We start from the raw sequence: 24,843 nt of genomic DNA on the forward strand, positions 1-24,843 counted from the left end.
CGGGATGGATCTGAGAGACTACGCTGTGGGGGAGGTGCTGCACGAAGGGGCCGAGACCCGCGTGTGCCGCGCGGTCCATCGTCCCTCGGGCGACAGGGTGGTGCTCAAGCTCCCCGCGGCGGCCGCGCCGAGCTCGCGCGTGACGGGGCGCATCCTGCATGAGCACCAGATCCTGACGCAGCTCGGGGCGGTGCCAGGGATAGCGCGGGCGCGGGAGCTCGTGCAGCAGGACGGCACGGTCGGGCTGGCGCTCGAGGACCCGGGCCTCCGGTCGCTGGATCGCCTGCTCGCCGAGCGCGGGCGCCTGCCGGTGGAAGCGGGGCTGAGGCTGGGCGCGCTCCTCGCGCGGGTGCTCGAGGCCGTGCACGCGGCGGGCGTGACGCACAAGGATATCAAGCCGCAGAACGTGCTCGTCGATGCGGCGTATACGCAGGTCAAGCTGCTCGACTTCGGCATCGCCTCGTCGCTGCCGCTGGAGGCGACGGCGGCGAGCATCCCCGAAGGGCTCGAGGGGACCCTGGCGTACATGTCACCGGAGCAGACGGGCCGCACCGCGCGGGCGATCGACACGCGCGCCGACCTCTACTCGCTCGGCGTGACGCTCTTCGAGGCGCTGTCAGGGCGGCTGCCGTTCACCGAGCGCGACCCGCTCTCGCTCGTGCACGCGCACCTGGCCCGAGAGCCCCCCTGCCTCGACGAGGTCGCCCCGGGGGTGCCTCCGGGGCTCGCGGCGATCGCGTCCAGGCTCCTGGCGAAGAACCCCGACCGGCGGTACCAGACGGCCAGGGGGACGGCGGAGGATCTGGAGCAAGCGCTCCGCATGTGGCGCGAGCGCGGCACGGTGGAGCCCTTCCCCCTCGGGAACAAGGACTTCTCGCGCAAGCTACGGCTGCCGGACGTCCTCGTCGGGCGCGAGCGCGAGCGCGATCTGCTGAGCGCCTCCTTCGCCCGCGCCGCCGAGGGCGCGGTGGAGCTCGTGCTCCTCGGCGGCCCGTCCGGCATCGGCAAGACGGCGCTGGTGCGCACCGTCTACCGGGACATCGCGCGAGCAGGGCGCGGGCTCCTGATCTCGGGCAAGCACGACCAGCTCGCGCGGTCGACGCCCTACGCGGCCATGGCGCAGGCGTTCGGGGGGCTGATGCAGCAGTGGCTGGCGAGCCCGAGGCCTGTGCTCACGGCATGGCAGGAGCGAATCAAGACGGACGTGGGGGACAACGCGCGGCTCATCGCCGACGTGGTGCCGGAGCTCGACCGGATCATGGGCGAGCTCGCGCCGGTGCCGCCGGTGCACGGCGAGCAGGTGCTCGCCCGCCAGCGGCTGACCTGGCTGAGCTTCGTGCGGGCGGTCACGACGCCGAACGCGCCGCTCGTGATGTTCCTCGACGACATGCAGTGGGCCGACAGCGCCACGCTGGAGATCCTGAAGACGCTGCTGACCGACGCGGAGCGCAGCGCGCTCCTGGTGATCGCGGCGTACCGCGACAACGAGGCGCCGCCGGAGCATCCGCTGTGGCGGCTCGTGGCGTCGGTGGACGAGAGCGGGGCGAAGGTGTCGAGGATGTCGGTGCGCCCCCTGTCGGAAGAGCACGTGCAGGCGTGGGTGGCGCGGACGCTGAGCAGCGAGGCGGCGCGGGTGGAGCCGCTCTCGCGGGTCCTCTGGCAGAAGACGCGAGGCAACCCGTTCTTCATGGAGCAGCTGCTGCTCTCCTTGCACCGGCAGGGCAAGGTGGTCCGGGACCCGGAGAGCGGCGCGTGGGGCTGGGACCCGAGGGAGCTCGCGCAGGCGCAGGTCACGGACAACGTCGTGGCCCTCCTGACCGACAAGGTGCTCGAGATGCCCGAGGCGACCCAGCAGCTCCTGGGGCTCGCGGCGTGCGCGGGGCACACGTTCCACCTCCACGACCTGGAGCGGCTCAGCGGATGGGAGCGCGCCCGGGTGACCGGGGCGCTGTGGCCCGCCCTGCAGGAGGAGCTCCTGGTGCCCGCCGACGGGGATTACCGGCCCGCGCAGGCGCTGGGACAGGTCGGGCAAGGGGCGCTGGACGCGGAATACCGCTTCTTGCACGACCGCGTGCAACAGGCGAGCTACGAGCGGGCCCCGCCCGAGCAGCGCGTCCTGGCGCACCTGGAGATCGGCCGGCGGCTCTGGGCGCGACACCGGACACAGGCGGGCACGCCGCAGCAGCTCCTCGAGCTGGTGCGGCACCTGAACCTCGGCTCGTCGCGGATGGACTCCGTGGACGAGCGCGAGGCGCTGGCGCGGCTGAACCTCGAGGCCGCGCTCGCCGCGAAGGCGGCGAGCTCGCACCGGCTCCTGGCGAGCCTCACCGAGACCGCGCAGGCCCTGCTCGGCGACGACGCCTCTCGCAAGGACCCGGCGCTCTCCGCGCAGCTCGCGCTGGAGCGGCTCGAGGCGGCCTTTCTGATGCGGGAGTTCGACGACGTCGAGGCGCGGGCGGTGCGGCTGCTCGCGACGCCGCTGCCGGCGCTCGCCAGGCTCTCGGTGCACGAGATCCGCGTCCGCTGCTCCCAGGCGGCAGGCCAGTTCGCGCGAGGGGTCGAGCTGGGGCTCGCCGCGCTCGCCGAGCAGGACATCGTGTTTCCGGACACGGACGAGGCGCGCCACGCCGCGCTCCTCGAGGAGTCCGCCGAGCTGGATCGATGGTTCGAGCGCGACCCCGACGCGTTCGACCGGATGCCCGCCGATCCCTCCCCGGAGCGCGTGCTCGTCGATGCGCTGACGATGCACCTGATGGTGTGCGCCGCGATCGGCGGTCAGCCGCTCCTGTCGGGGCTCGTGGTGGTCCGCGCCGTGCTGAGGGTGCGGCGACAGGGCGTGCTCACGCCGGTCTCTCCCTTCATCATCGTCTGCTTCGCGAACGTGTGGTCGTTGACCAGGGGGCAATATCGCCGCTCCGCGGACTGGATCGGGCCGGGGGTGCGCGCGGCCGAGCGCGTCGCGTCGCCCTTCCTGGCAGAGTGTCTGTCCTTCCAGGGGCAGTACACGGCCTACGTCCGCCCCGCGGAGGAGATGGCGCCCATCTTCGAGCGGACCTGCGCGACCGGGCTGAAGATCGGGTCGTTCCAGGGCACGAGCTGGGGGCTGGAAGGCGACCTGTTCTATTACCGGGTGTGGCGTGGCCAGCCGCTCGGACAGATCGAGGCGCACCGGGCGGCTCGCTCGGGGCTCGTGCAGCGCGCGGGGACCGCGCTCGGGGCCCACTACTTCGAGGCGGCCGCCTCGTGGTGCGGCCTCTTGATGACGGCGGGCGGCGCGGGGCAGCTCCTCTCGGAGCAGCCCTTCTCACGCGGGTCGCGCTCCCTCTTGGCCGACGGCGATGGGATGGCCGCCGAGCTTGCGCGCATCCTCGAGGCCCACCTGTTCCTCGTCGCCGGCGCGTACCCGATGGCGCTCTCGCGGGCTCGGGAGGCCGAGCAGCACCGCATGTCCATCTTCGGCTTTCCCCCGGTGACGGACGTACCGCTCTGGCTCGCGCTCGCGGCCGCGAGGTGCTGGCCGGGGACCACGGACGCGGAGGAGCGGGCCAGGCTCGGCGAGCACATCGAGCAAGGCCTCGCGCGGCTCTCGTATTTTGCCGAGGGGAGCGCGGACAATTTCCTGCACAAGCTGCGCCTCCTCCAGGCCGAGCACGCCCGCGTGCAAGGCAGGACCGACGAGGCCATGGCCAGGTACGACGAGGCCATCGAGCTTGCCCGCGGGCAGCGCTTCTTGCACATCGAGGCCCTCGCCGCTCAGCTCTGCGCCGAGTTCCACCTCGAGGCGGGCAGGCGCCGTATCGCCGCGCTGTACCTGCGCGAGGCGAGGGACGCCTATGTCCGCTGGGGCGCGCACGCGGTGGTGGCCCACCTGGACGCGAGGTGGCCCGCCCTGCTCCGCGCGCCTGCCCAGCCCGCGATGCCCGCGAGCGCCGAGCGCCGCCTCGCGGCGGGCGTCTCGCTGACCACCACGGGCGTCGAAGGCGGCGCGCAGCTCGACGTGAACACCGCGGTGCGCGCGGCGCAGGCGCTGTCGAGCGAGCTCGATCCGGAGCGGGTCATCGGCCGGCTGATGGAGCTCCTGCTGGAGAGCGCCGGGGCGCAGCGCGGCGTCCTCCTGCTCGTCGAAGGAGAAGAGCTCTCGATCGTGGCGCGGCTCTCGGTGGAGGGGGCCCGCATCGAGACGGGCCTGTCCGAGCCGCTCGCGCAGAGCGACGAGGTGGCGAGGACGGTCGTGCGCTACGTGGCGCGCACGAGCGAGCCGGTCGTGCTGGACGACGCCAGGGCCGACGCCCGCTTCGCGGCCGATCCGTACGTGGCCTCGCGCCCCGTCCTCTCGCTCCTCTCGCTTCCCCTGGCGCATCGAGGGCGCCTCCTTGGCGTGCTGTACCTCGAGCACCGCGAGGCGCCTGCGGCGTTCCCCGAGAGGCGGGTAGAGCTCCTGTCGGTGCTCGCCGCGCAGGCGGCCATCGCCGTGGAGAACGCCCTCCTGTACCGGGACCTGGAGGCCAAGGTCAAGGAGCGCACCCTCGAGCTTTGCGTCGCCAAGGAGGCGGCGGAGCGCGCCAGCCAGGCCAAGAGCGACTTTCTCTCCAGCATGAGCCACGAGCTGCGCACTCCGCTCAACGGGATCATCGGTTATGCTCAGATCCTGGAGCGAACACCCGAACTCGCGCCGGCGTGGCGGGAAGGGCTGCACGTCATCCAGAAGTCGGGCGAGCATCTGCTCTCGCTCATCAATGACCTGCTGCACCTCGCCAAGATCGAGGCGGGCAAGCTGGACTCCGTCCTGACGGAGGTCCGGTTGCCCGCCCTCGCGCAGATGGTCGTCGACGTGTGCCGGGTGCGCGCCCAAGCGAAGGGGATCGCGTTCACCCACGAGCTGCGCGGCCCCGCGCTCGGGGCCGTCCACGCCGACGAGAAGCGGCTGATGCAGGTGCTCTTGAACCTCCTCGGCAATGCCATCAAGTTCACCGAGCGGGGCGCTGTATCCCTCCATGTCGAGGCGCTGGAGAAGAGCGTCCCTGCGGGCCGGAGGGTGCGTTTCCGCGTCGAGGATACGGGGCCTGGCATCGCCTCGGAGCACCTGTCGCGCATCTTCGAGCCGTTCGAGCAGGTGGGGGAGCAGAGCGCGAGGAGCGAGGGCACGGGGCTTGGCCTCGCCATCACGAAGAAGCTCGTGGAGCAGATGGGTGGAGCGATCGAGGTGCAGAGCGAGATCGGCGTGGGCAGCGTCTTCACCGTGACGCTCCCGCTCGCCGAGGTGCAGCCGGCGGCGAGCCCGGGCGAGGCCAGGGGTTGGGACACGATCGTCGGCTATCGCGGGGAGCGCCGCACGATCCTCATCGTGGACGACAACGCCGACAATCGCGCCGTGGCGCGCGGGCTCCTGGGTCCGCTCGGCTTCGACCTGTGCGAGGCGGACGGCGGTGAAGCGGCGCTGCGCGTGGCCGCCCTGCGCGCGCCGGCGCTCGTCCTGATGGACGTGTACATGCGGGGCATGGATGGCTACGAGACAGCGCGCCGCCTCAGGCTCGTGCCCGAGCTCCGGCGGACCGTCATCCTGGCCTCGTCGGCGAGCGTCTCCGAGGCCGAGCGGCAGAAGTGCGCCCGTGCCGGCTGCGATGACTTCCTGCCCAAGCCCATCCAGGCGAGCGCGCTCCTGGACCGGATATCGCGCCTGCTGGGGGTCGAGTGGCTCCACCGCGAAGAGGCCCCCGCGCGGGATTCACCGGCAGAGGTCCCCACGGACGGCGGCCCCCTCGCGCCGCCTCCGGCCGAGGAGCTGGCCCTGCTGTCGGCGCTCGCGAACAGGGGCCTCGTCCACAAGATCCTGGACGAGGCGGAGCGGATGAGGCAGCGCGATCCGCGCCTCAGGCCCTGGCTCGATCAGCTCGTGACGCTCGCGCGTGGCTACCAGACCCGGAAGCTGCGGGAGTTTCTCGATGCATACGGCCCGGGCGGCGCGGTCGGCGCCGACGGCCCCGCGGATCCGCAGGCATCGATGTAGGTGGAACGACGAACGGGTCCGGGGCATCCGGCGAGGAGCGGCGCAGGGTGCGCGGGCGCTACAGTCTCACAAGATTCGTTCAGTGAGACGGTTGTCTACAGCCTCCGGGTTGAGTTTCAACTCTCCCCGGACCCTCTCGACAACCTCCGGGTTGAGTTTCAACTCTCCCCGGACCCTCTCGGCAGCCTCCGGTTTGAGTTTCAACTCTCCCCGGACCCTCTCGGCAGCCTCCGGTTTGAGTTTCAACTCTCCCCGGACCCTCTCGACAACCTCCGGGTTGAGTTTCAACTCTCCCCGCCTCCTCCCGGACCGCCTCCGGCCGTCGGCCGCCCCCGCTCGAGGTCGTGCTGGGTGCGCCACGCCTCGAAGATCAGCGCCTGGACCACGGAGAGGACCAGGACGGACACGTCGGTGTTGACGTAGAGCCAGATGAACCCCAGCCCGAGGCCGCGCACGAGCAGCGCCACCCCCACCCCGACCGCGACGTTGCCGCCCCAGAACAAAAGGCACACGCCCGCAAGCCGGATCGCCCGCCGGACCGCGGGCGGGAGGAGCCCGGCGCGCATCCCTCGGCGGCGCCCCACCGCGTAGGCCGCGCACGACGTGGCCGCGACGACGCCCAGGATGTAGAGCGAGTCCGACATCGCTACACGTCCCCCCGGAGCCAGGAGAGCGCGCGCGCCGCGAGCTCCTGGAGCAGCCCGCCGATCGTCGAGAGGCGCTCGCCCGGGAGGTTCGAGGTCGGCGCCCCCTCGCGCACCGGCGCGGCGAGGACCTCGAAGCCCGCGCGCTCGAAGAGCCGGCGTGCCCGCCAGACGCGGTGCTCGCCCGTGACGAGCAAGATCCTCCTCGCGCCCCTTCCCAGCAGGAGCTCCGCGCTGCGCTGCGCCTCCACCGCCGTCGTCAGCCCCCGCGGCTCCGTGAGGAGGGCCGACGCGGGGACGCCGAGGCCCTGCGCGAGGCGGGCGCGCGACTCGGCCTCGCTGGCCGCCCCGTTGCGGCTGCCAAGCATCAGCACGAGCGGCGCGCGCCCCTGATGGTACAGCGCGACCGCCTCGACGGCGCGCCGGAGCGAATCCTCCGGCAGCCGCCCGTCCGGATCGACGTCCGCTCCGAGGACGACCACGGCGTCGGCCTGCCCGGCGTCGGGCGCCGACGCCATCCAGCGATCGAGCGGCGCGGCGGCCGGGGTGAACGCGGCGACGGCGAAGACCGCCAGCCCGACCCCGCCGGCCGCCGTGCTCAGGCGGTCCCACGCTGCTCCCATGCGCATGACGCTGATCCCGGAACCGATCCCTGCGTCGTGCCCTACGTCGCGGCCAGGAGGGCTGGCCGCGAGGGACGCACCGCGAGCCGCGGCGCCTCCAGCTCCTCCGCGACGCCGTGGATGGCGGCCTCGATGCGCTCGAGCGTCTCCTCGCTCATGTGGCTGTGCAGGGGCAGGCAGACCTGGCCCGCGCAGAGCCGGTCCGTGTTCGGCAGGGCGTCGCCCGCCGGGGCGCACGTCAGCTCGTGCAAGGGCGGGTAGAAGTACCGGCGCGCCTCGACGCCGCGCCGGGCGAAGGCGGCGACCGCGTCGTCGATCGGGACGTCGACGAGCCGGACCCCGAGGTTCTGTCCATTGAGGATCACGCCCGGCGGAATGCGCTGGGTGCGGTACACCTGCGGATGCCCGGACAGGGCCGCGCGCAGCCGCTCGAGGTACGTCCGCCGGCGGGCCAGCGCCTCGGGGAGCCGGCGGAGCGACGCCAGCGCCAGCGCGGCGCGCAGCTCGTCGAGCTTGGCGTTCATCCCCGGGACCGACGCCCGCAGCGGCTGCGTGAGCCCGTGGTTGCGCAGCCGGCGCATCGCCGCGCTCACCTCCCGATCCGGGGAGACGACCACGCCGCCCTCCGCGGCCACGAGGATCTTCGTGGCGTGCAGCGAGTAGGTCGTCGCCGTGAGGAGCGCCTCCGCCTCCCGGCTCGCCGCCTCGGTGCCCATGCCGTGCGCGTTGTCGTAGATGACGGCCGCCCCCGCGGCCCGCGCCTGCCGCGCGACGCCGGCCAGATCGGGCGGGACGCCGAACACGTTGACCGGGAGCACCAGCGTCACGTCGTGCTTCGCGAGCAGGCCGCGCAGGTGCTCCGGATCCAGCGTCCAGGTCTCCGGATCGATGTCGCAGAAGACCGGCTCGAAGCCCGCATGGACCGCGGCGTTGAGCGTCGCGATGAACGTGAAGGCAGGGAGGATCGCCTTACCACGGCGCACCGCCGCGGCCTCGATGGCGAGGCTGATCGCGACGGCGCCGTTCGAGACGACCACGGCCTCCTCGACGCCGAGGAACGTCGCGATCGCCCGCTCGAAGTCCTCCGCGAACGGGCCGCCGTTGCTCAGCCGCCCCGAGCGCAGGACCTCGGCGAGCTGCGCCGCGATCGCGTCCGGATCGTCCACCTGCGGCAGGACCATGGGGATCAAGGGTCGCGGGTCGCTCATGCTTGTCTCTCCAGGGATAGGCGCTGCAGCGCAACGCGGCCGATGAACTCGGGGATGCCGAGCAGGTACCGCCGCCAGAGCCGCCTCGGCTCGACAACGAGGCGGTAAAGCCACTGGACGTGATGTCGACGGACCCACTCGGGCGGGTAGGTCACCGCCCCGGCCACCTGATCCAGCAGCCCACCCATGCACCACGCGGCGTGCACCTGCAGCGCCGCGAGGTGCCGGTCCACCCACAGCTCCTGCTTGGGCGGGCCGAGGCCGACGATGAGCAAGGCCGCGCCCGAGTCGTTGATCGTCCGGACCACCGCCGCCTCCTCCTCGGGGCCGAAGTAGCCGTGGTGAACCCCCGCGATCCGGAGGCCCGGCCGCTGCGCGACGAGGCGGCGAGCGACCTCGTCGGCGATCCCCGGCGCCCCCCCGAGCAGGAAGACCGAGGCCCCGCGCTCGGCGCACAGGTCCACGATCCTCCCCAGCTCGATCGGGCCCACGTTGATGCGCTCCGGACACGGGCCGCCCAGCAGGCGAGCCGCCCACACCACCCCGATGCCGTCGGCGTACACGACGTCGGCGCGGCCGACCGCGGCGCGGTACGGCGCCTCGCGCTCCGCCAGCGTGGCGCAGTACGCGTTGACATAGGTGTAGTACGACGGCCTGCCGCCGGCCTTCGACGACCTGAGCAAGGCGTCGTCCAGATCGAGCAGCAGCTGCTCGAACGTGAGCCGCGCGACGGGGACGCCGAGCACGTCGACCCGCGACGCCGCGGGCGGGTCCGCGATCATGCAGCACCTCCGGCCGGCGCCACCTTGGCCTGGGTGCCGATGAACGCGCGCGGATCGGTGACCGGCCCGCGATCGAGGACGGGCCGCGCCTCGTCGCTGCCGAACATCGCGACGTAGTCCCCGTGGAACCCGTCGCAGATGCCACGGAGCGCGCAGCTCCGGCATCCGGCGCCCTTCTCGTAGCCGTTGTGCTCGACGCGGTTCAGCGCGTCGCCGCGGTAGGCGGCGTCCTGATCCCCGCGGCGACGGAAGAGCCGGTAGGAGAGCCCTTCCAGCTTCCTCAGCGAGGGGCCGAGCCGCGAGCTCACGTCGGCGCGGAGCAGCCGGCCCCGGAGGTCGAGCGCGTCGGCCAGGCGGAGCAGCGGCTGCCGGAGCGGCCCGAGGCGCGGCCGCGCGCCGAGCGGAACGGGCGGCGTCAGGAGACCGCCCCGCATCCGTTGCGGTCCCTTGTTGGTCCACGTCCAGCTCGCGAAATCCCACTCGTGCGGGTCGTACGGGAGCTGCTGGTAATCGTACACCGAGGGCCAGTGGCGCTCGGACACGACGCAGTGGGGCAGGTACCGGACGTTCGCCTCCACGCCGGCGCGCGCGAGCACGTCCAGGGCCTCGTCGAGCGGCTCCCGCAGCTCGGCGTAGCGAGGCACGTTCTCGGCGGTGCGGACCCCCGCGTTGCGCTGATCCGCGAACGGGTTGAAGGCGAGGAAGTTGACCGCGCGCGCGCCCACCTCGACCGCCAGCTTCGCGACCGCCGGCAGCTGCGGCACGGCGCGCTTCGACATCACGCAGTTCACCCGGAACGGCACCGCGAGCGCGATGAGGTGGTTCAGCGCGCGCATCTGGCGCACGTGCGCGCCGTCCGCTCCCACGGCCAGGTCGTGCGCCTTCCCGAGCCCCTGGACGCTGACAAGGAAGTCGGCGACGCCGGAGTCCTTGAACTGCTGCACCTTGTCGCGCTTGTCGAGCACCAGCGCGTTGGTGATGAGCGTCGGCGAGAGGCCGATCCCGACGCAGTACCGGACCAGCGCGTGGATGTCGCGCCAGATGGTCGGCTCGCCGCCCTGGATGTCGATCGCTGTGTTCCCGTAGAAATCGACGAGCGTCCGGCAGATGGCCTGCGCCTTCTCCAGCGACATGAACGGGTGCTCGGGGTGCTCCTTGTCCTCGATCCGATCGAGGAAGTAGCAGAAGTGGCAGCGGAGATTGCATGTCTGCCCGAGCCACAGCACGCCACGGCGCGTGATCTCCCGGCGCCGGGTGTGCAGCGGCGGCGCCGCGGCCGGGCGCGCGGCCGGCACCGCCAGGGCGAGGGCCCGCTCGAGCAGGACCTCCGGCGGCTCGATCTCCACGGGCTCCTGCGGCGCCGAGGCCTGCGACCCCTTGCGCTTGAGCTGCACCAACGAACCGTTACCATCCGTGCTGGTCTTCACTTGGGCCTCACCTGGGTTCAATCCTTCACGCGCGGCAACGCGCCGCGCGCTGCGAAGGCGCCGACACGGCTCGGGGGTTCGTCTCTCGATGGCGGCGACGTGGGCGGCGACGTGGCCTCGCGCGCCGCGCCCCGCCGCTCGCCGGATCCGCTGACGGGCAGTTGAACTGCTCCGCGATCAGGGCGATAGAGGAGCGCCATGCTCACGCCACGACCCCCGGCGAAGGCGCTCCTCCACCCGTGACGGCGCCGGCCCCGCGCGAGGACCCCCCGCCTCCGGCGAGGCGGAGCGTCTCCGGCAGCATGGCGCTGAAGACCGCGAGCGATCTCGTCTCGCGCGGCGTCCGCATGCTCCTCGCCGTGGTCGCCGCGCGGCAGCTGGGGCCGGCGGGCTTCGGCGACTACAGCTACGCCTTCGCGGTGGGCTTCCTGCTCGGCGAGCTCGCCGACCTCGGCCTGCACCTCTTCATCGCGCGGGAGGTCGCCCGGGATCCGGGCGCGCCCATCGGCCCCCTCGTGCGCCTCAAGCTCGCGGTGACGCTGGCGGCGGGCGGCGTCGGCCTCGGGGTCGGCCTCCTCGCGGACGCGGCCTCGCCGCGCCGCGCGCTCGTGTGGCTGCTGACCGCCGCGTGGCTCATGGCCTCGTTCGTCGAGATGCTGAACCAGGTGTTTCGCGGGCACCAGCGGATGGAGCGCGAGGTGCTCGTGGCGATCACCATGGCGCTCGCGTCCTTCGGGCTGGGGACGGCGGCGCTGCTCTCGGGTCTGGGCGCGCTCGGCCTCGCGTGGGCCCTCGTCGCGGGCCACCTGCTCGCCCTCGCGCTGGCCGTGGCCCTCGCCGCCCAGCTCATCGAGCGCCGGCCGGGGTCCGGCGGGGGCGCGATGCTCCCGCGGGGCTTCCTCCGGGAGGCTGGGCCTCTCGCGGTGGTGATGGTCGCCAGCCCCGCCTACTTCCAGATCGATCTCCTGATGCTGGGCTGGATGAGCACCGCCGGGGCGGTCGGCGACATGAGCGCCGTCCAGCGCGTCATCGGCGGCGCCATGGTGCTGCCGGGCGTCGTGCGCGCGGCGGTCTTCCCCGCCTTCGTCGCCAGCGGCTCGGCGAGCGTCCGCAGGCGCCTCGCCGCGTCCACCTTCCTCGGCCTCATGGCCGCAGGCGTGCTCCTGAGCGCCGCGGTGTGGTGGCTCGGCGAGCCGCTCGTCCGGCTCGTGTTCGGCGCGGAGTACGCAGGCGCCGTGCTGCCGCTGCAGCTGCTCACGACGGCGCTCGTGTGGATGCTGCCGGAGTTCGCCATCGGCCCGATGCTGTTCGCGACGGGCCAGCAGCGCCCGTACGCCGCCCTCTGGGTGACGAGCGTGCTCCTCATCGCGGCCGGCAACCTGTGGGCGATCCCGGCGCACGGCGCCGCCGGCGCCGCCCTGGTGAAGCTCGTTGTCACGTTCGGTCTCGTGGCAGGCGAGGTGCTCGTCCTCTGGCGCGTCCGGGAGCGCCTCGGGGCGCCGTGAGCGGCCGCGGAGCGGGTCACTCCCGCGCTCGTCGATCGCCCGGCGCACGGGTCAGTAGCTCCCCACGCCGAAGAGCATGCGCAGCGGCGTGAGCGCGATGATCTTCAGGTCGAGCCGGAAGCTGGCGTTGGCCAGGTAATAGATATCGAGGAGGACGCTCTGGTCGAAGGTGACCTGGTTGCGCGCCGCGACCTGCCACAGGCCGGTGATCCCGGGCCGGCCGTCGCTGCGAAGCCGGTGCCACGCCTTCAGCGCGTCGAACTCCGCCATCGGATAGGGCCTGGGGCCCACGAGGGCCATGTCGCCGGTGAGGACGTGGAAGAGCTGGGGGACCTCGTCGAGGCACAGCCAGCGGAGGACGCCTCCGAGCCGCGTGATGCGCGGATCCCTGGGGTGCTTGGGGATGACGACCCCGTCCTCGCGCACGAAGCCGGGGATGTCGCCGCGGATGACCGAGAGCCGCGCGGCGTCGCCCCCGTCCTCGCCGTCGCGTCGCCGCGCTCGCATCGTCCGGTACTTGAAGAACGCGAACGGCTTCCCGCCCAGCCCTGCGCGCGGGGCGACGTGGAATGCCCCGCCCGGGGACTCGAGGCGGATCAGCAGCGCGATCACCAGCCACAGCGGCGCGCCCCCGAGCAGCACCGCCAGGGCCACGAGCTTCTCGACGGCCTGGGTCGCCGTGGCGTCGAGGCCGCTCCGCTCGCCCGAGCCGAACCGGACCACAGGGATCCCCTCCGCGGTCCGCTCGGTGAGGCCGAGGCGCACCGCGAGCCACTCGAGGTCCCGCGATGCGATCGCGACGGCCCGCGCCTGTCCGCTCGCCCGCCGCGCCCGCCGCAGCACCTCCCCGATGGCGTCGAGGCCCTCGACGGCGATGGGAGCGCTCGGATCCAGCGGAGGAGGCGACGCGGTCTCACTGCCAGCGAAAGACGTCGATGCACAGCTCAAGCAAACCTCCTGGGGTGTCCGGTCCGGCGTCGCGACGGTGCTCCCGCGCTGCCGGACGCGCTGCCGTCTCGTCTCAGCCCTCTCTCAGCTGCTCCCCGAACGCCCGGCGTGTTCGCCACCGCGCCCACGCCGGGAAGAGCTCTCCCACCGCGCTGCGGAGGCGGAGCCGCAGCGCGGCGCTCCCGCGGGCCCGCGGCGCGCGCCAGAGCGCGGCCACGCTCTCGGCGACCTGGTCCACCGGGACGCCGCCGTCCTGCGGTCGAGACACAGCCCCCCGGCGCCGCCGCTCGTCCTCGTGCAGGCCCGTATCCACCCAGCCGGGGTGCACCTGGGAGACCCGGATCCCCCGGGGCGCGAGCTCGAGCTCCAGCGCGTCGCTGAGGCCACGGACGGCGAACTTCGTGGCGCAATAGACGCTCTTCAGCGGCACGGCGCGGAACGAGACCTCGGAGCCGACGTTGATGATGTGCCCTCCCCCGCCCCCCATCGCCTGCACCGCGTGCCGGCAGCCGAGGAGCACGCCGACGAGGTTGGTGCGGACGATCGACTCGACCTCCTCGAGAGCCATCTCGTCGAGGCGCCCGTAGCCCTCCCGGGCAGCGTTGTTGACGACGACGTCGATCCCGCCCAGGAAAGCGCGCGCCGCGCCGAAGAAGGCGCCCTGGGAGGCGTCGTCGCCGACGTCCACCGCGCCCGTGCCGAGCCGCCGGCCCGCGTGCTCCGACGCGAAGCGCTGCTGCAGCGCGAGGAGCGCCTCCTCGCCCCGCGCGCCGGCGAACACCCGATGTCCCTCCTGCAGCGCGCGCGCCACGATGGCCCGCCCGATCCCGCGCGAGCCGCCGAGCACGACGATGGCGAGGGCGCGCTCAGGCACGCGCGACCCGCGCCAGCAGATCTCGTCCCAGGCTGCGCACGAGGAGCTGTTCGTTGCTCACGAGGTGCTGCTGGTTCAGCCACGGCGCCGCGCACGCGAAGCAGCCATGATCGTGCAGGTGCTCCCACGCGGCCCGGAAGCCGACCTCCAGCACGTTCTTCGCGGGGAAGTCCGAGAGCCGCTGGTTGCACGGGTACATGCGTCCATCGCCGTCGATGAACGCATAGTACCGGCCCGCGCTGCACGGGAGGTACGGGAAGCTCGCCCGCCGCGCCTCCTCGGTGACGCGGTCCTCGCCGTGGTGCTCCCACCAGCGCGCCATGTTCTCCCAGACGCGCTCGCGGAAGACAAGGGGCGCCCCCTCGCGCTTGAGGGCGAGCAGGGCGTCGGCCAGGACCTGGCGCTCGCCCGAGTCGAGGGAGTTGTCGCCGTGGATGCGCAGCTGACGGTTCGACTGCGGGGCGTAGCTCATCACGACCTCGAGCCGCGCGTCGAAGCGGGCCGCGAGGTCGAGGAGCCAGGGCACCTGATCCTTGTTCCGGCGGTTCAGCACCGCCTTCACGATGCGCGGGATGCCGCGCGCCTGGCATACCTCCAGCGCCCCCACGGAGACGGCGAAGGTCCCCTCGCCGCGATTCAGATCGTTGATAGGCGCTGGCCCGTCGACGCTCACGACGATCGAGCTCAGGTGCACGAGCTCGTCCACGCGCTCCTTGACGCGGAATCCGCTCGTGACCATCCCCACCGAGATCCCTCGGCCCACCGCCCGCTCGACGACCCGGCCGATCGATTTGTGCAGCATCGGCTCGCCGCCCGTGAGTGTCATGACAGCAGTCCCGAGCGCCGCCGCATCGTCCACAATGGCGCACAGCTGCTCATAGTTAAACTGCCCGATGCTGTCCCGCCGGTGGTGGTAGTCTCCGTAGCAGTACTCGCAGCTCAGGTGGCATCGATTGGTCACGGAAACGTCCACCCAGACGGGACGCGCTTCACGGGCGAGCTTGGCGCGAACGAGTGAGCCCAGGTACCGAGGAGAGCGGTGCACGCCCGGCACTATAGAGAACTGGCCCCCGGATGTCATCCACTCTTTATAAACACATTTTCTTATGGTAAGGGTTGGACGGTTCAAGACGTTCCGGAGCTCTCACCGAGCGGCCGTCAAGGAGGCATTTTTTACGATGAGCGCGAGCAAGCGAATCCTGGTCACTGGCGGGGCAGGTTTCCTCGGGTCGCACCTCTGCGCTCGGCTGCTGGCCGAGGGCAACACCGTGATCTGTGTCGACAGCATGGTGACAGGGCGCGAGGAGAACCTCGCGCCGCTGATCAAGAACCCGCGGTTCCAGTGGCATCGCTGCGACGTCAGCGAGCCGTTCCATTTCGAGGTCGACCAGATCTACAACATGGCCTGCGCGGCCTCGCCGCCGAAGTACCGGGCCGATCCGGTGCACACGCTCAACACGGTCGTCTTCGGCGCGATCAACGTCCTCCGGCTCGCGGAGAAGCTGGGAGCCCGCGTCCTGCAGGCCTCCACGTCCGAGGTCTATGGTGACGCGCTGGTCCACCCTCAGCACGAGGATTACTGGGGGAACGTCAACCCGATCGGGCCGCGGGCCTGTTACGACGAGAGCAAGCGGGTGGCGGAGACCTACTTCTGGGAGTACCGCCAGACCCGGAACGTCGACACAGTCATCGTCCGCATCTTCAACACCTACGGGCCGAACATGGCCCGGGACGACGGCCGGGTCATCGCCAACTTCGTGGTCAAGGCGCTGCGCGGCGAGGCGCTGGAGCTGTACGGCGGCGGCGATCGCACGCGCTCGTTCTGCTTCGTGAGCGACCTGATCGAGGGGCTGGTTCGCGTGATGAACGCCGGGGACCTGACCGGACCCGTCAACCTCGGGAATCCGGCCGAGACGACGATGACGGCGCTCGCCGAGCTCATCATCCGCAAGACCGGCGGGCGCGCGAAGCTGACGACGGGCGCCGCCGTGATCGACGACCCCCACCGGCGCAGGCCCGACATTTCCCGGGTCAGCGAGCTCCTCGGCTGGCGTCCGGTCGTGGATCTCGAGTCGGGCCTCGACCGCACGATCGACTGGTTCCGCCCGCGCGTCTGACGCGTCGGCCCGGGCGGGCGAGGCCTGTCGAGGCGCTCGCCCGCCACCCCCTCTATCGATGGGTCCGCGCTCCGGCCGCTCCGCGCTCAGCCGCCCTTCGAGGGGAGGCGACCGGAGGTGGCCATGACGCGCCCGCCGCGGCCGGCGCGGACGTCCGCCAGGATCCGATCGCATTGCGCCGCGATCCGCCGCTCGAGCGCGCGGTGGAGCACGGCCCTGAGGGCCATCCCGCCCAGCCCGCGCACGACGGCGCCCGGCCCGGGCGCCGACTTCAACCGTTCCATGAGGATCCGCGGCGCGGTCCGCATCGAGAGCAGGCGGGCGTCATCACGCCGATAGAGCTCCGGGTAGCTCGAGCGGAGCTGCTCTCTCGCGGCGGCGTTGCGCGCCAGCGCGCGGACCACGTCGGCCAGGCTGTCGACCTCGAAATGGATGGGCGCCTCGGGGACCACGACAAGCGTGTCGCCCGCGACGAGCGCGGTGAGCCACGAATCCTCGGTGACGAGGTCGATGGGCAGCTGAGGGAGCGTCCCCTCGCGCAGCAGCCCTCGGTTCGCCATCACCGCGCCCAGGCGGTCGCGGTCGATGGCGTAGAGGCGACCGGAGATGTAGTCCTGACCGAGGCTCGTCGTGAGCAGGCGGATGACGGTGCCGAGCGGCGCCGGCGGCACCCCGCGCGGCTGCTCGAACGCCGCGGCGACGGCGGCGCGCGGCGAGCGCTCCAGGGCGCGCAGCAGGGCCGAGATGGCGCCCGGGGCCGGGCGCACGTCCGCGTCCGTGAACACGAGGCGGCTGTTCCGCGCCCGGGTCACAAGGGCGTTCCACGCGTGGTTCTTGCCGAGGTCGCTCTGGATGACGGCGAGTCGCGGCTCTCGCCCTCGAAAGGCGTCGACGACGCCCTCGGTGCCGTCCGTGCATCCGTTGAGGCAGACGAGGATCTCGTCCACGTCGGAACCGAGCCGCGACAGCTCGGTGAGGGTCGCCTCGATGGTGCGGACTTCGTTGTACGCCGGCAGGCAAACACTGGCTGACATCGGCTCCGACGCATAGCACCGCGCCGGCTCGGATGTCACACGAAGCGCGGGCCGCGCCGGCGTCTCCCGGGGCGCGTCGGCGAATCAGCAATGACGCCTATGGGGTCGTCCCTCTCTGGAGCGAGCCCCGCCTGCTGGGCTATGCGTACGACGACGAACGGGCGACCCGGCAGCGGATCGAGGCCGTTTTGCCGCCTTGACGACGGGGTCGGGCGCGCCTTGTATGAGCGGATGCTCCGAGCGATCGCCGAGGACGTGTGGGCGTACGAGAGGGACCTCCGGCTGCCGGTCGGCTATCTGCCGTCGCGCGCGACCGTCGTGAGGCGGGCCGACGGCGGGATCGTCATCCATTCGCCGCTCGCGTTCGACGACGCCGCGGCCCGGGCGATCGACGCGCTCGGCGAGGTGCGCGCCATCGTCGCCCCGAGCCGCCTCCACCACCTCTTCGTGAAGGCCGCGACCGAGCGCTGGCCGCGCGCGAGCGTGCTCGGGGCGCCCGGGCTGGAGAAGAAGCTGTCCGGCCTTCGCTTCACCCCGCTGCCTCGGTCCGGCGTGGCGCCCGAGCTCGGCGACGACCTCGGCGTTCGCCTCGTGGAGGGCGTGCCGTACATCACGGAGCACGTGTTCCTGCACGCGCGCTCGCGGACGCTCATCGTGACGGATCTCCTCTTCAACGTGCACGAGGTCCGCAGCTTCGGCATGAAGGTCTTCCTCTGGCTCGGCGGCGCGTGGAAGAAGACCGCGCAGGACCACGTGTGGCGCGTGCTCATGAGGGACCGCGCCGCGGCCGCGCGGAGCGTCGCCGACGTCCTCGCGTGGGACTTCGAGCGCGTCGTCGTCGCTCACGGCGACGTCGTCGAGGGCGACGCGAAGGACGAGGGTAACGCGAAGGACGAGGGTAACGCGAAGGACGAGGGTAACGCGAAGGACGAGGGTAACGCGAAGGACGAGGGTAACGCGAAGGACCGAGCGCAGCGGGCGCTCGCCTGGATCGGCGGCGGGGCTACCCCGCTCCTGCCGGCGAGATGAGCGCGCGCGGGCTCTCTCGGCGCCCTCGGCGCTCCTGGCGTTCTTCTTGAGGGGAGGGTCGGTGCTGCGAGGGGAGGGTCGATGTACCAGGCGCGGCCTCGGCTCTGTCTGACGAACCGCCGGGCGGCGCTCGTCAGACAGAGCCTGTCATCGCGCTAGTTGGAGCGGGTCGCCGGGTACTTGTAGAAGTTCTGCGCCCACTCGATGGTCCAGATCGTCGGCTCCACGTACAGGTTCTTGTCCGTGCCGAGGATCATCTCCCGCTTCATCTTCGCCATCGCCGCGAGGAAGACGCGGCGGTCGTCCTCCATCCGCGACCGCATCACGGTCGAGGGCGGGTACAGCTCCTTGACCTGCGCCACGACCGCCGCGTCGTTGATCCACCCGTCGACCCCGTGCTCGCCCTTCGGGAGGCGCTCGCCGCCGGCGTCCAGCCAGTCGCGCAGATCGTTGTTGCCACGGTTCATGCCGTCCGCGTGGCAGCCGATGCACGAGCTGCCGGTGTTCAGGCGGCGGTCCTGGGCGGCGAAGCCCAGCGTGCTGTTGATCGCCGCGTCCGAGGCGTTCCGGAGGATGCGCGGATCACGCACGATGTTGACGAAGGCGTCGACGCGGCGCTGGTTGAAGCCGCCCCACAGGGAGTATCCCTGCAGGCCGTTCGGCAGATCCCAGATGACCTCCTCGGCCGACTGCTGGAGCCCGTCGGTCCCGGTGTAGTAACGGCAGTTCACGAAGCCGCTGCCGCCGTAGCTCGGCGCCGCGTCGCACCCCGGCGGCTCCGTGCCCTGGGGCTGAGCCAGCGTCGCGATGAAGCTGTAGTTATTCGCCGTGCCGCCGACGCCGGTCCCGCTGATGAACTTCGGGATCGGGTGCGCCCAGAAGGGGAACCGGATCTGCCCCGAGTCCCACGCCTGCTCGATCGTGTTCACGCCGTCCAGCTGCCCGGAGAAGACGTCCCACGTCTTCCAGTAGTACCCGCCGCGCCTCGTCTTCGCCCTGAAGTACATGCGGGAGTCGACGGTGATGGCCTGCTTGGTGAGCATGTACTCGTACGACTTCATCCCCGCGTCCTTGATGACGCCGAGCTCGCTCTCGAGATCCTGGGCGTACCACGGGATCGCCATGATGGAGTTGTAGACGTCCGGACGGGTCAGCGTGTAGACGAGCTGGCTCGCCTCGATGTAATCCGTCTTGAAGCCGTCGACGTAGGGCGGCAGCACCGCGCTGTCCGTGGCGCCTTCCACGTTGCCGGCGAGGACGCGACCCCAGACCAGGCGCGCGAAGCTCGGATCCCTCTGGACCTCCGACGTATACCGGTACTTCTCCCTGAAGGTGACGTCGGAGCCGACCGGCTCACCCAGGTAGTTGACGCTGGTCCTCCCGAAGAAGACGTCGTCGTCCGACCCGCCGAAGTGGAGCTTCGTGACGCCCTTGTTGTAGCCCCAGTAGTTGCGGGTATCGAAGCGGTAGACGATGCCCTTGCCGTTGATGTCCACCGGGTTCACGATCGTGGGAGCCCAGCGCGCGGTCGAGTTCAGCGCCTTCGACACCCCGACGCGGGCCACGTTCATCTCCTCCGCCGTGACGCCCTTGTTGTGGATCTCGTGCAGCGAGGCGTACTTGATGAACTCGGCGTCGGCCGCGGGGACGGTCGCCTTGTCCGTCGCGATCCACGACTTGACCGTGGCCTCGGTGACCTGCTCGCCGGCCGCGACGGGGCGCGGGGTCGCCGGCAGGGTCGACGAGACGGCGTTTGCCCACGCCTGCACGGCGGAGAGCATCTGCGTGTTCGCGTCCCTGCAGCTCGAGCCGAAGCAGTTGTGCCGGTCGATGCCCATCCGGACCACGAACTTGGAGTCCGCCGGCTTCTTGAAGTTCACGCGCGTGAGCGCGTACTCGTGGGCCAGCGCCGGATCGACGTCGGAGTGGAGGGGCGCCTGGGCCTTGCCCGTCGAGCTATGGCAGCCCGAGCAGTTGGCGGTCAGCAACGGATAGACCGTCGTCTTGAAGGCCGCGAGCGACGTGGCCATGTTGAAGTTCATCTCGCTCGGAATGCAGACGGCCTCGACGTTGACGCCGCCCTTGCCGTTCGGGAGCTGGCTATAGCCGAGCCCGCACCCGGACGCGGGGGAAACCCCCGTATCGCCGCCGGTGCCGCCGCCGCCGGTGCCGCCGGTGCCGCCGGTGCCGCCGCCTCCGGTGCCACCGGTACCACCCGTGCCACCGGTGCCGCCCGTGCCACCGGTGCCGCCCGCGCCGCCTGCGCCACCCGCACCGCCTGCGCCGCCCGCGCCGGTCCCGGTGGTCGACGAGGAGGTCGTCGACGACGACGAGGTCGTCGAGGAGGAGGTCGTCGACGACGACGAGGAGCCCGCCACGGCCCTCATCGAGAACATCTGGTTCTGTCCGTTGGCCCAGCTCCACTGCTGGAGGCCGGCGCCGTCCGACGTCGACCGCCCCGTGACGTCGAGCACCTTGTTGCTGTTGCGGTTCGTGAGCCGCTGGTTGGCGCCGACGTCCGCGATAGAAAATTGCTGGCTCGTGGCGTTGCCGCAGCTCGACTGGACGATGGTAGCGCCGTTCGACGTCGACCCTGCGTTGACCCCGAGGCAGAGGCCGCTGTTCACGTTGCGCAGCCGGAAGAAGTTGTTGCCCGCGGACTCCACCCGAAACTGCTGGTTCGTGTTGCCGGTGCTGCAGGTGGCGATCTGCGCGGCCGCCGAGCTCGACCTGCTCGCGCCGCGGATCTCCACGCACTTGTTGCTGGCCACGCCGACGATCGTGTACGCCGCGCTCGGATCGATCGTGAGGCTCTCGTCGAGCTCGCCGCCTTCCTCGCTGTCGTAGTCCTCCGCGAGCCCTACGCAGGAGACGGCGAGAAGGCCCGTCGCGGCGGCAAGCAAGGCATGCCTGGATGTGAGTCTCATAGGATTCTCCTCATTGTAACCAAGTAAAAAGCCGATCTGTCTACAGCTCGACGCTGCCCTTCGTTGATCGGACGCGCTCGCCGCGCGGTGAAGGTTAAGGCTGCCGAGAGTTTGCCGCGGTGGCCGTCCGGTGAATCTCTCTCGCGAGGTGCACGAAGCGAGTGGGCTCGTTCCGTGCTCGGTCAGGCACTGCGACGAGGGTAGTTATTGTTTCATGTCGACTTGCAGGTCAAGAAGAACCTGCAATTCGAGGTGTTTTGCGAGCCGACGTGACTATTCCGGAGTCACAACAACGACATTTATGAGGTGATAATTGGTAGCGCACTATCCGACATCAACCGAAGCCTCGGCGGGGTTTCGCCCGTGAGTTCGCCCGTGAGACTGAACTGGTTAAGCCCTGTTTGAATCGAGCGCGCTGCGACGCCCGGGTGGATCCACCAGCGACCAGGTCTTCGCGAGCGCCGACGGCTTCAAGAATCCAGAGGGGTCGGTTCTTTTACGCGGGGACTGGACGGGATGGCACGAGCGGCCGAGGGGCCGGGGCACCAGGACGTCAGGAGAAGAAATTTGACGCACAGGCGTCAAGATGCCAATCGCGCCCGCGAGACAGGAAATTTCGGCGCTCCCTGGTGCTTTGAAATTTCGGCGCTCCCTGGTGCTTTTGCGCCCAGGGCGCTGTGGGCGCTCTCGGCGGATTGATCCAGATTCCTGCGGCAGAGACCGCCGAGCTCCGCGCCGGCAGCTCGGGGATCCTGGTAAAATGCACGACCGGGGCGGGCTCGCTTCCGGGGCCGCCCTCAGCGCTTGTCTCTTGTTGCTCGGGAGGACCGATGTCCGACATGCTCGTCAATCTGCTCAAGCTGCCGCCGCTCGAACCGGTGATCGAGGCCATGCGGCGGGCCTCCGTCGTCGTGCGACGGGCGGGGCCTTACGAGATCACGCGCGTCCGGCGGTTCGTCGAGCAGCGCTTCACGACGGCCTGGGCCGATGAGCTCAGCGTCGGCTACGCGAACAAGCCCATCAGCATCTATCTCGCGATCCGCGACGGCGAGGTGATCGGCTTCTCCGCCTACGAGTGCACCCGCCGCGGCTTCTTCGGCCCGACAGGCGTCGCCGAGAGCGAGCGCGGCCACGGGGTCGGCAAGGCGCTGCTCCTCGCCTCCCTGCACGGCCTCGCGCAGATGGGCTATGCGTACGGCATCATCGGCGGCGTCGGGCCTGCCGAGTTCTACGCGCGCACGGTCGGCGCGACGCTCATCCCCGACTCCACCCCGGGGGTCTACGCCGACCCGTTGAGCAACCCGGCCCCGCGCGACGGCGCGGAGCCGATGTGAGGCGCAGCTGCTCGGCCCGCGGGCGCCGGAGCTCACGGCGGCGGCTCGACCTCGTCGGCGTTCGCCAGCGGCATCGTGAACAGGAACGAGCTGCCTCGGCCGAGCTCGCTCTCGACCCAGATCTTGCCCCCGTGGGCCTCGACGAGCCCCTTCGCGATGTAGAGGCCGAGCCCGCTCCCGCCGCCGGCGCGCCGGGGCGCCTGCCAGTATCTATCGAAGAGGCGCGCCTGCTGAGCCGCCGGGATCCCGGGGCCGGAATCTCGCACCAGAAACTGCGCTTCAGCAGGGGTGCGACTGGCCTCGATGTGGACGGTCGCGCCCTCGGGCGTGAACTTCACGGCGTTGCCGACCAGGTTCGACAAGATCTGAAAGAACCTCTCCGGATCAGCGAGGACCCAGAGGCCCTCCGGTGCAGCGCGGCTCACCTCGATCCTCTTCGCCTCGGCGAGCGGAAGGACCACGAGGAGCACCTCGTCGAGCAACGCCGATGCGAGGGCGGGCCGCGGCGAGATCACGAAGCGCCCCGCCTCGATCTTGGCCAGATCCAGCAGGTCATGGATCAGCGTCTCCATCCTCTCGACCGAGCGCTGGATGCGCTCGATGATGCCGAGCGTCCGGCGCGCGGGCTCGGTGGGCTGGGGCGCGAGCGGCGCCAGCAGGAGCGCCGTGGCCATCCGGATGACGCTCAGCGGGTTCTTCAGATCGTGCGAGACCACGGCGATCAGATCGTCCCGCGTGCGTACGGCGATGCGTTCGCGCGCCACCTGGCGCCCGAGATCGACCTCGATCGCCGAGCGCCGGACATCCGCCGCCGCCTCGCGGTCGCCGTCGCTCCAGGGCACGGACTTGCCGCGGAGCACCTCCCGCCAGATGTCGAACGATCGGCGCGGGTGCAGGCGCACCCCCGGCGCCCCCTCCTCGACCTCGACGGGCTTGTTGGGATCGCCGCCCCAGCGCACCGTCTGGACCGCTTCCGGCCGGAACCAGAGGAGATAATACGGCTCGGGGCGAGGCAGCATGATGGCGATGAGCCCGCTCGCGACGTCCCGGTACGGCGCCATCGGTGGAAACGCGTGCGGAAGGGAGGACGTGCAGAACAGCCCGCCCGTCATCCTCCCTGGCTCCAGCCAGCGGACGAGCTCCTGGATCTCCCCCGCCGGCGGCGTGCTGCCGGCGGTCGCGCAGCGGTCGTCGGACTGCACGGCCGCCCCTGTGGCGCCCACGATGGCCAGCAGGTCGTCGGAGCGGTTCAGCAGGTCGATCAGCACGTCGTCCGCTGGACCGGCGGCGAGCGCGTCGAAGAGCCTCGACCGGATGGCGCTCTTCCGAGCTCGCGTCTGCCGCATCTCCAGCTCCTCCTGCGCCGCGACCTGCAGCGAGATGAGGCGGCCGAGCATCTCGCAGGCCGAGCGGACCTCGTACGGGACGTACCTCGGAGAGCGGTCGCTGCAGGAAATGAGCCCCAGCAGCTGCTCTCCGCGGACGAGCGAGACGCTCATCGAGGCGCGCGCGCCGAAGTTGCGCAGGTACTCCAGGTGGATGGGCGAGACGCTCCGCAGGATCGAGAAGCTCAGGTCCAGCGGCTCCATGGAGTCGGGGCGCAGGGCTGGGACGATAGGGATCGGCCGATAGCGCGCGTCGGGGATGATCCGCAGCCAGTTCGAGATATAGAGCTGCCGCGCCTGCCGGGGGATGTCCGACGCCGGGTAGCGCAGGCCCAGGTAGGGGTCGAGGCCCTCCGCGAGCGACTCGGCGCTCACCTCACCGTGCCCCTCCTCATCGAACCGATAGAGCAGGACCCGCTCGAACCCGGTGAGGGCGCGGATCTCCTCCACGGTGACCTCGAACAGCTCCTTCAGGCCGGTCGTCCTCTGGATCCGGCCGATGGCCCCGCGCAGCGGGCGATGCAGGCCGGGTGACGCCGCGGGGACCCCAGGCTCGATCTCCAGGATCGTCGCTCCGAGGTGCCGATGGAGGATGCCGTCGAATGGACGCCCCGAGACAGCGAGCGCGAGCGGGTTGCTCTCCTCCAGGTGCTCCCGGTCGAGCGCCTGCCGGACGCGCTCGCCGGCGAGCTCTCCAAGCACCTTCCCGAGCGGAGCGCCGAGCACATCCTCCGGGCCCATGCCGAGGAATCCGCCCACGTTGGCGCTCACCTGGGTGACGACGAGCGCAGGCTCCTGCAGAACGAACAACGCTCCGTGAGGCTGGATGGCTCCGGGAATATGGATTGGCTCCCGGTCGCAATTGGTGAGATCGACCGGGGTACCAGGCGCCAGGAATTTTGGGCTTTTCATGCTCTCGCCCTCAGGACGCATCCGCTCCACGAGGCTCCATAGCACGCGCGCAAGCAGCGGTGAACGAACGGAGTCGGCGAGCGGGAC

17 protein-coding genes are annotated in these 24,843 nt (G+C 71.2%); 5 read left to right on the forward strand and 12 right to left on the reverse strand.

All coding sequences use genetic code 11. The features are described 5' to 3' along the window. Positions 1 to 4: 4 nt before the first annotated feature. Positions 5 to 6,007 (forward strand): AAA family ATPase, encoded by a 6,003-nt coding sequence (locus WME75_RS21135; protein WP_437493669.1) that lies wholly within the window; start codon positions 5 to 7, stop codon positions 6,005 to 6,007. A 66-nt stretch (positions 6,008 to 6,073) separates the two neighbouring features. Here the strand turns inward: WME75_RS21135 and WME75_RS21140 are convergent, their stop codons facing one another. Genes WME75_RS21140 through WME75_RS21165 form a run of 6 tightly spaced genes read right to left on the reverse strand, consistent with a single transcriptional unit; the run spans position 6,074 to position 10,658 of the window. Further along, positions 6,074 to 6,295 carry a hypothetical protein gene (locus WME75_RS21140; RefSeq protein WP_437493672.1) on the reverse strand — a complete coding sequence of 74 codons (222 nt, stop codon included), beginning with the start codon at positions 6,293 to 6,295 and terminating at the stop codon, positions 6,074 to 6,076. Beyond that, entirely contained in the window at positions 6,292 to 6,651 is a 360-nt protein-coding gene (locus WME75_RS21145; protein WP_437493674.1) for a hypothetical protein, read from the reverse strand. The genes WME75_RS21140 and WME75_RS21145 overlap by 4 nt, the downstream gene beginning before the upstream one ends. Positions 6,652 to 6,653: 2 nt before the next feature. Beyond that, positions 6,654 to 7,280, reverse strand: a complete 627-nt coding sequence (locus WME75_RS21150; protein WP_437493677.1) for a YdcF family protein — start codon at positions 7,278 to 7,280, stop codon at positions 6,654 to 6,656. Positions 7,281 to 7,315: 35 nt separating this feature from the next. Continuing rightward, positions 7,316 to 8,482, reverse strand: coding sequence for a DegT/DnrJ/EryC1/StrS family aminotransferase (locus WME75_RS21155; protein WP_437493680.1), 1,167 nt, complete (start codon positions 8,480 to 8,482; stop codon positions 7,316 to 7,318). Next, on the reverse strand, positions 8,479 to 9,264 hold the full coding sequence (locus tag WME75_RS21160; protein ID WP_437493683.1) for a WecB/TagA/CpsF family glycosyltransferase: 786 nt from the start codon (positions 9,262 to 9,264) through the stop codon (positions 8,479 to 8,481). The genes WME75_RS21155 and WME75_RS21160 overlap by 4 nt, the downstream gene beginning before the upstream one ends. Continuing rightward, on the reverse strand, positions 9,261 to 10,658 hold the full coding sequence (locus WME75_RS21165; RefSeq protein ID WP_437493686.1) for a radical SAM protein: 1,398 nt from the start codon (positions 10,656 to 10,658) through the stop codon (positions 9,261 to 9,263). Before WME75_RS21165 ends, WME75_RS21160 begins: the two co-directional genes overlap by 4 nt. Positions 10,659 to 10,930: 272 nt before the next feature. Between WME75_RS21165 and WME75_RS21170 the strand changes: the two genes are divergently transcribed. Continuing rightward, the gene (locus WME75_RS21170) at positions 10,931 to 12,196 is read left to right on the forward strand and encodes an oligosaccharide flippase family protein (RefSeq protein ID WP_437493689.1); all 1,266 of its coding nucleotides are present in this window, start codon (positions 10,931 to 10,933) and stop codon (positions 12,194 to 12,196) included. 51 nt (positions 12,197 to 12,247) lie between these two features. Here WME75_RS21170 and WME75_RS21175 read toward each other — a convergent pair whose 3' ends face one another. The 3 genes from WME75_RS21175 to WME75_RS21185 all read right to left on the reverse strand — a co-directional run bounded on the left by WME75_RS21175 (position 12,248) and on the right by WME75_RS21185 (position 14,979). Next, a complete protein-coding gene (locus tag WME75_RS21175; RefSeq protein WP_437493692.1) occupies positions 12,248 to 13,144 on the reverse strand; it encodes a sugar transferase in 897 nt (298 codons plus the stop codon). A gap of 73 nt (positions 13,145 to 13,217) precedes the next feature. Then, positions 13,218 to 14,018 (reverse strand): SDR family NAD(P)-dependent oxidoreductase, encoded by an 801-nt coding sequence (locus WME75_RS21180; protein ID WP_437493695.1) that lies wholly within the window; start codon positions 14,016 to 14,018, stop codon positions 13,218 to 13,220. Beyond that, on the reverse strand, positions 14,011 to 14,979 hold the full coding sequence (locus WME75_RS21185) for a radical SAM/SPASM domain-containing protein (protein WP_437493697.1): 969 nt from the start codon (positions 14,977 to 14,979) through the stop codon (positions 14,011 to 14,013). The genes WME75_RS21180 and WME75_RS21185 overlap by 8 nt, the downstream gene beginning before the upstream one ends. A gap of 217 nt (positions 14,980 to 15,196) precedes the next feature. Here WME75_RS21185 and WME75_RS21190 point away from each other — a divergent pair, with 217 nt between their 5' ends. Continuing rightward, positions 15,197 to 16,135, forward strand: coding sequence for a UDP-glucuronic acid decarboxylase family protein (locus WME75_RS21190; protein ID WP_437493700.1), 939 nt, complete (start codon positions 15,197 to 15,199; stop codon positions 16,133 to 16,135). An 86-nt stretch (positions 16,136 to 16,221) separates the two neighbouring features. Here WME75_RS21190 and WME75_RS21195 read toward each other — a convergent pair whose 3' ends face one another. Further along, complete coding sequence (locus tag WME75_RS21195; protein WP_437493703.1) at positions 16,222 to 17,169, reverse strand: glycosyltransferase family 2 protein; 948 nt, start codon at positions 17,167 to 17,169, stop codon at positions 16,222 to 16,224. Positions 17,170 to 17,400: 231 nt separating this feature from the next. Here WME75_RS21195 and WME75_RS21200 point away from each other — a divergent pair, with 231 nt between their 5' ends. Next, on the forward strand, positions 17,401 to 18,198 hold the full coding sequence (locus WME75_RS21200; RefSeq protein WP_437493705.1) for a DUF4336 domain-containing protein: 798 nt from the start codon (positions 17,401 to 17,403) through the stop codon (positions 18,196 to 18,198). A gap of 155 nt (positions 18,199 to 18,353) precedes the next feature. On the opposite strand, the gene WME75_RS21205 is transcribed toward WME75_RS21200, so the two are convergent. After that, on the reverse strand, positions 18,354 to 21,125 hold the full coding sequence (locus WME75_RS21205) for an RICIN domain-containing protein (protein WP_437493708.1): 2,772 nt from the start codon (positions 21,123 to 21,125) through the stop codon (positions 18,354 to 18,356). 830 nt (positions 21,126 to 21,955) lie between these two features. Between WME75_RS21205 and WME75_RS21210 the strand changes: the two genes are divergently transcribed. Further along, on the forward strand, positions 21,956 to 22,459 hold the full coding sequence (locus WME75_RS21210; protein ID WP_437493711.1) for a GNAT family N-acetyltransferase: 504 nt from the start codon (positions 21,956 to 21,958) through the stop codon (positions 22,457 to 22,459). 32 nt (positions 22,460 to 22,491) lie between these two features. Here the strand turns inward: WME75_RS21210 and WME75_RS21215 are convergent, their stop codons facing one another. Continuing rightward, positions 22,492 to 24,777 carry an ATP-binding protein gene (locus WME75_RS21215; protein ID WP_437493714.1) on the reverse strand — a complete coding sequence of 762 codons (2,286 nt, stop codon included), beginning with the start codon at positions 24,775 to 24,777 and terminating at the stop codon, positions 22,492 to 22,494. Between the last annotated feature and the right edge of the window lie 66 nt (positions 24,778 to 24,843).

Source organism: Sorangium sp. So ce1014 (genome assembly GCF_051521505.1).
Taxonomy (GTDB): Bacteria; Myxococcota_A; Polyangia; order Polyangiales; family Polyangiaceae; genus Sorangium.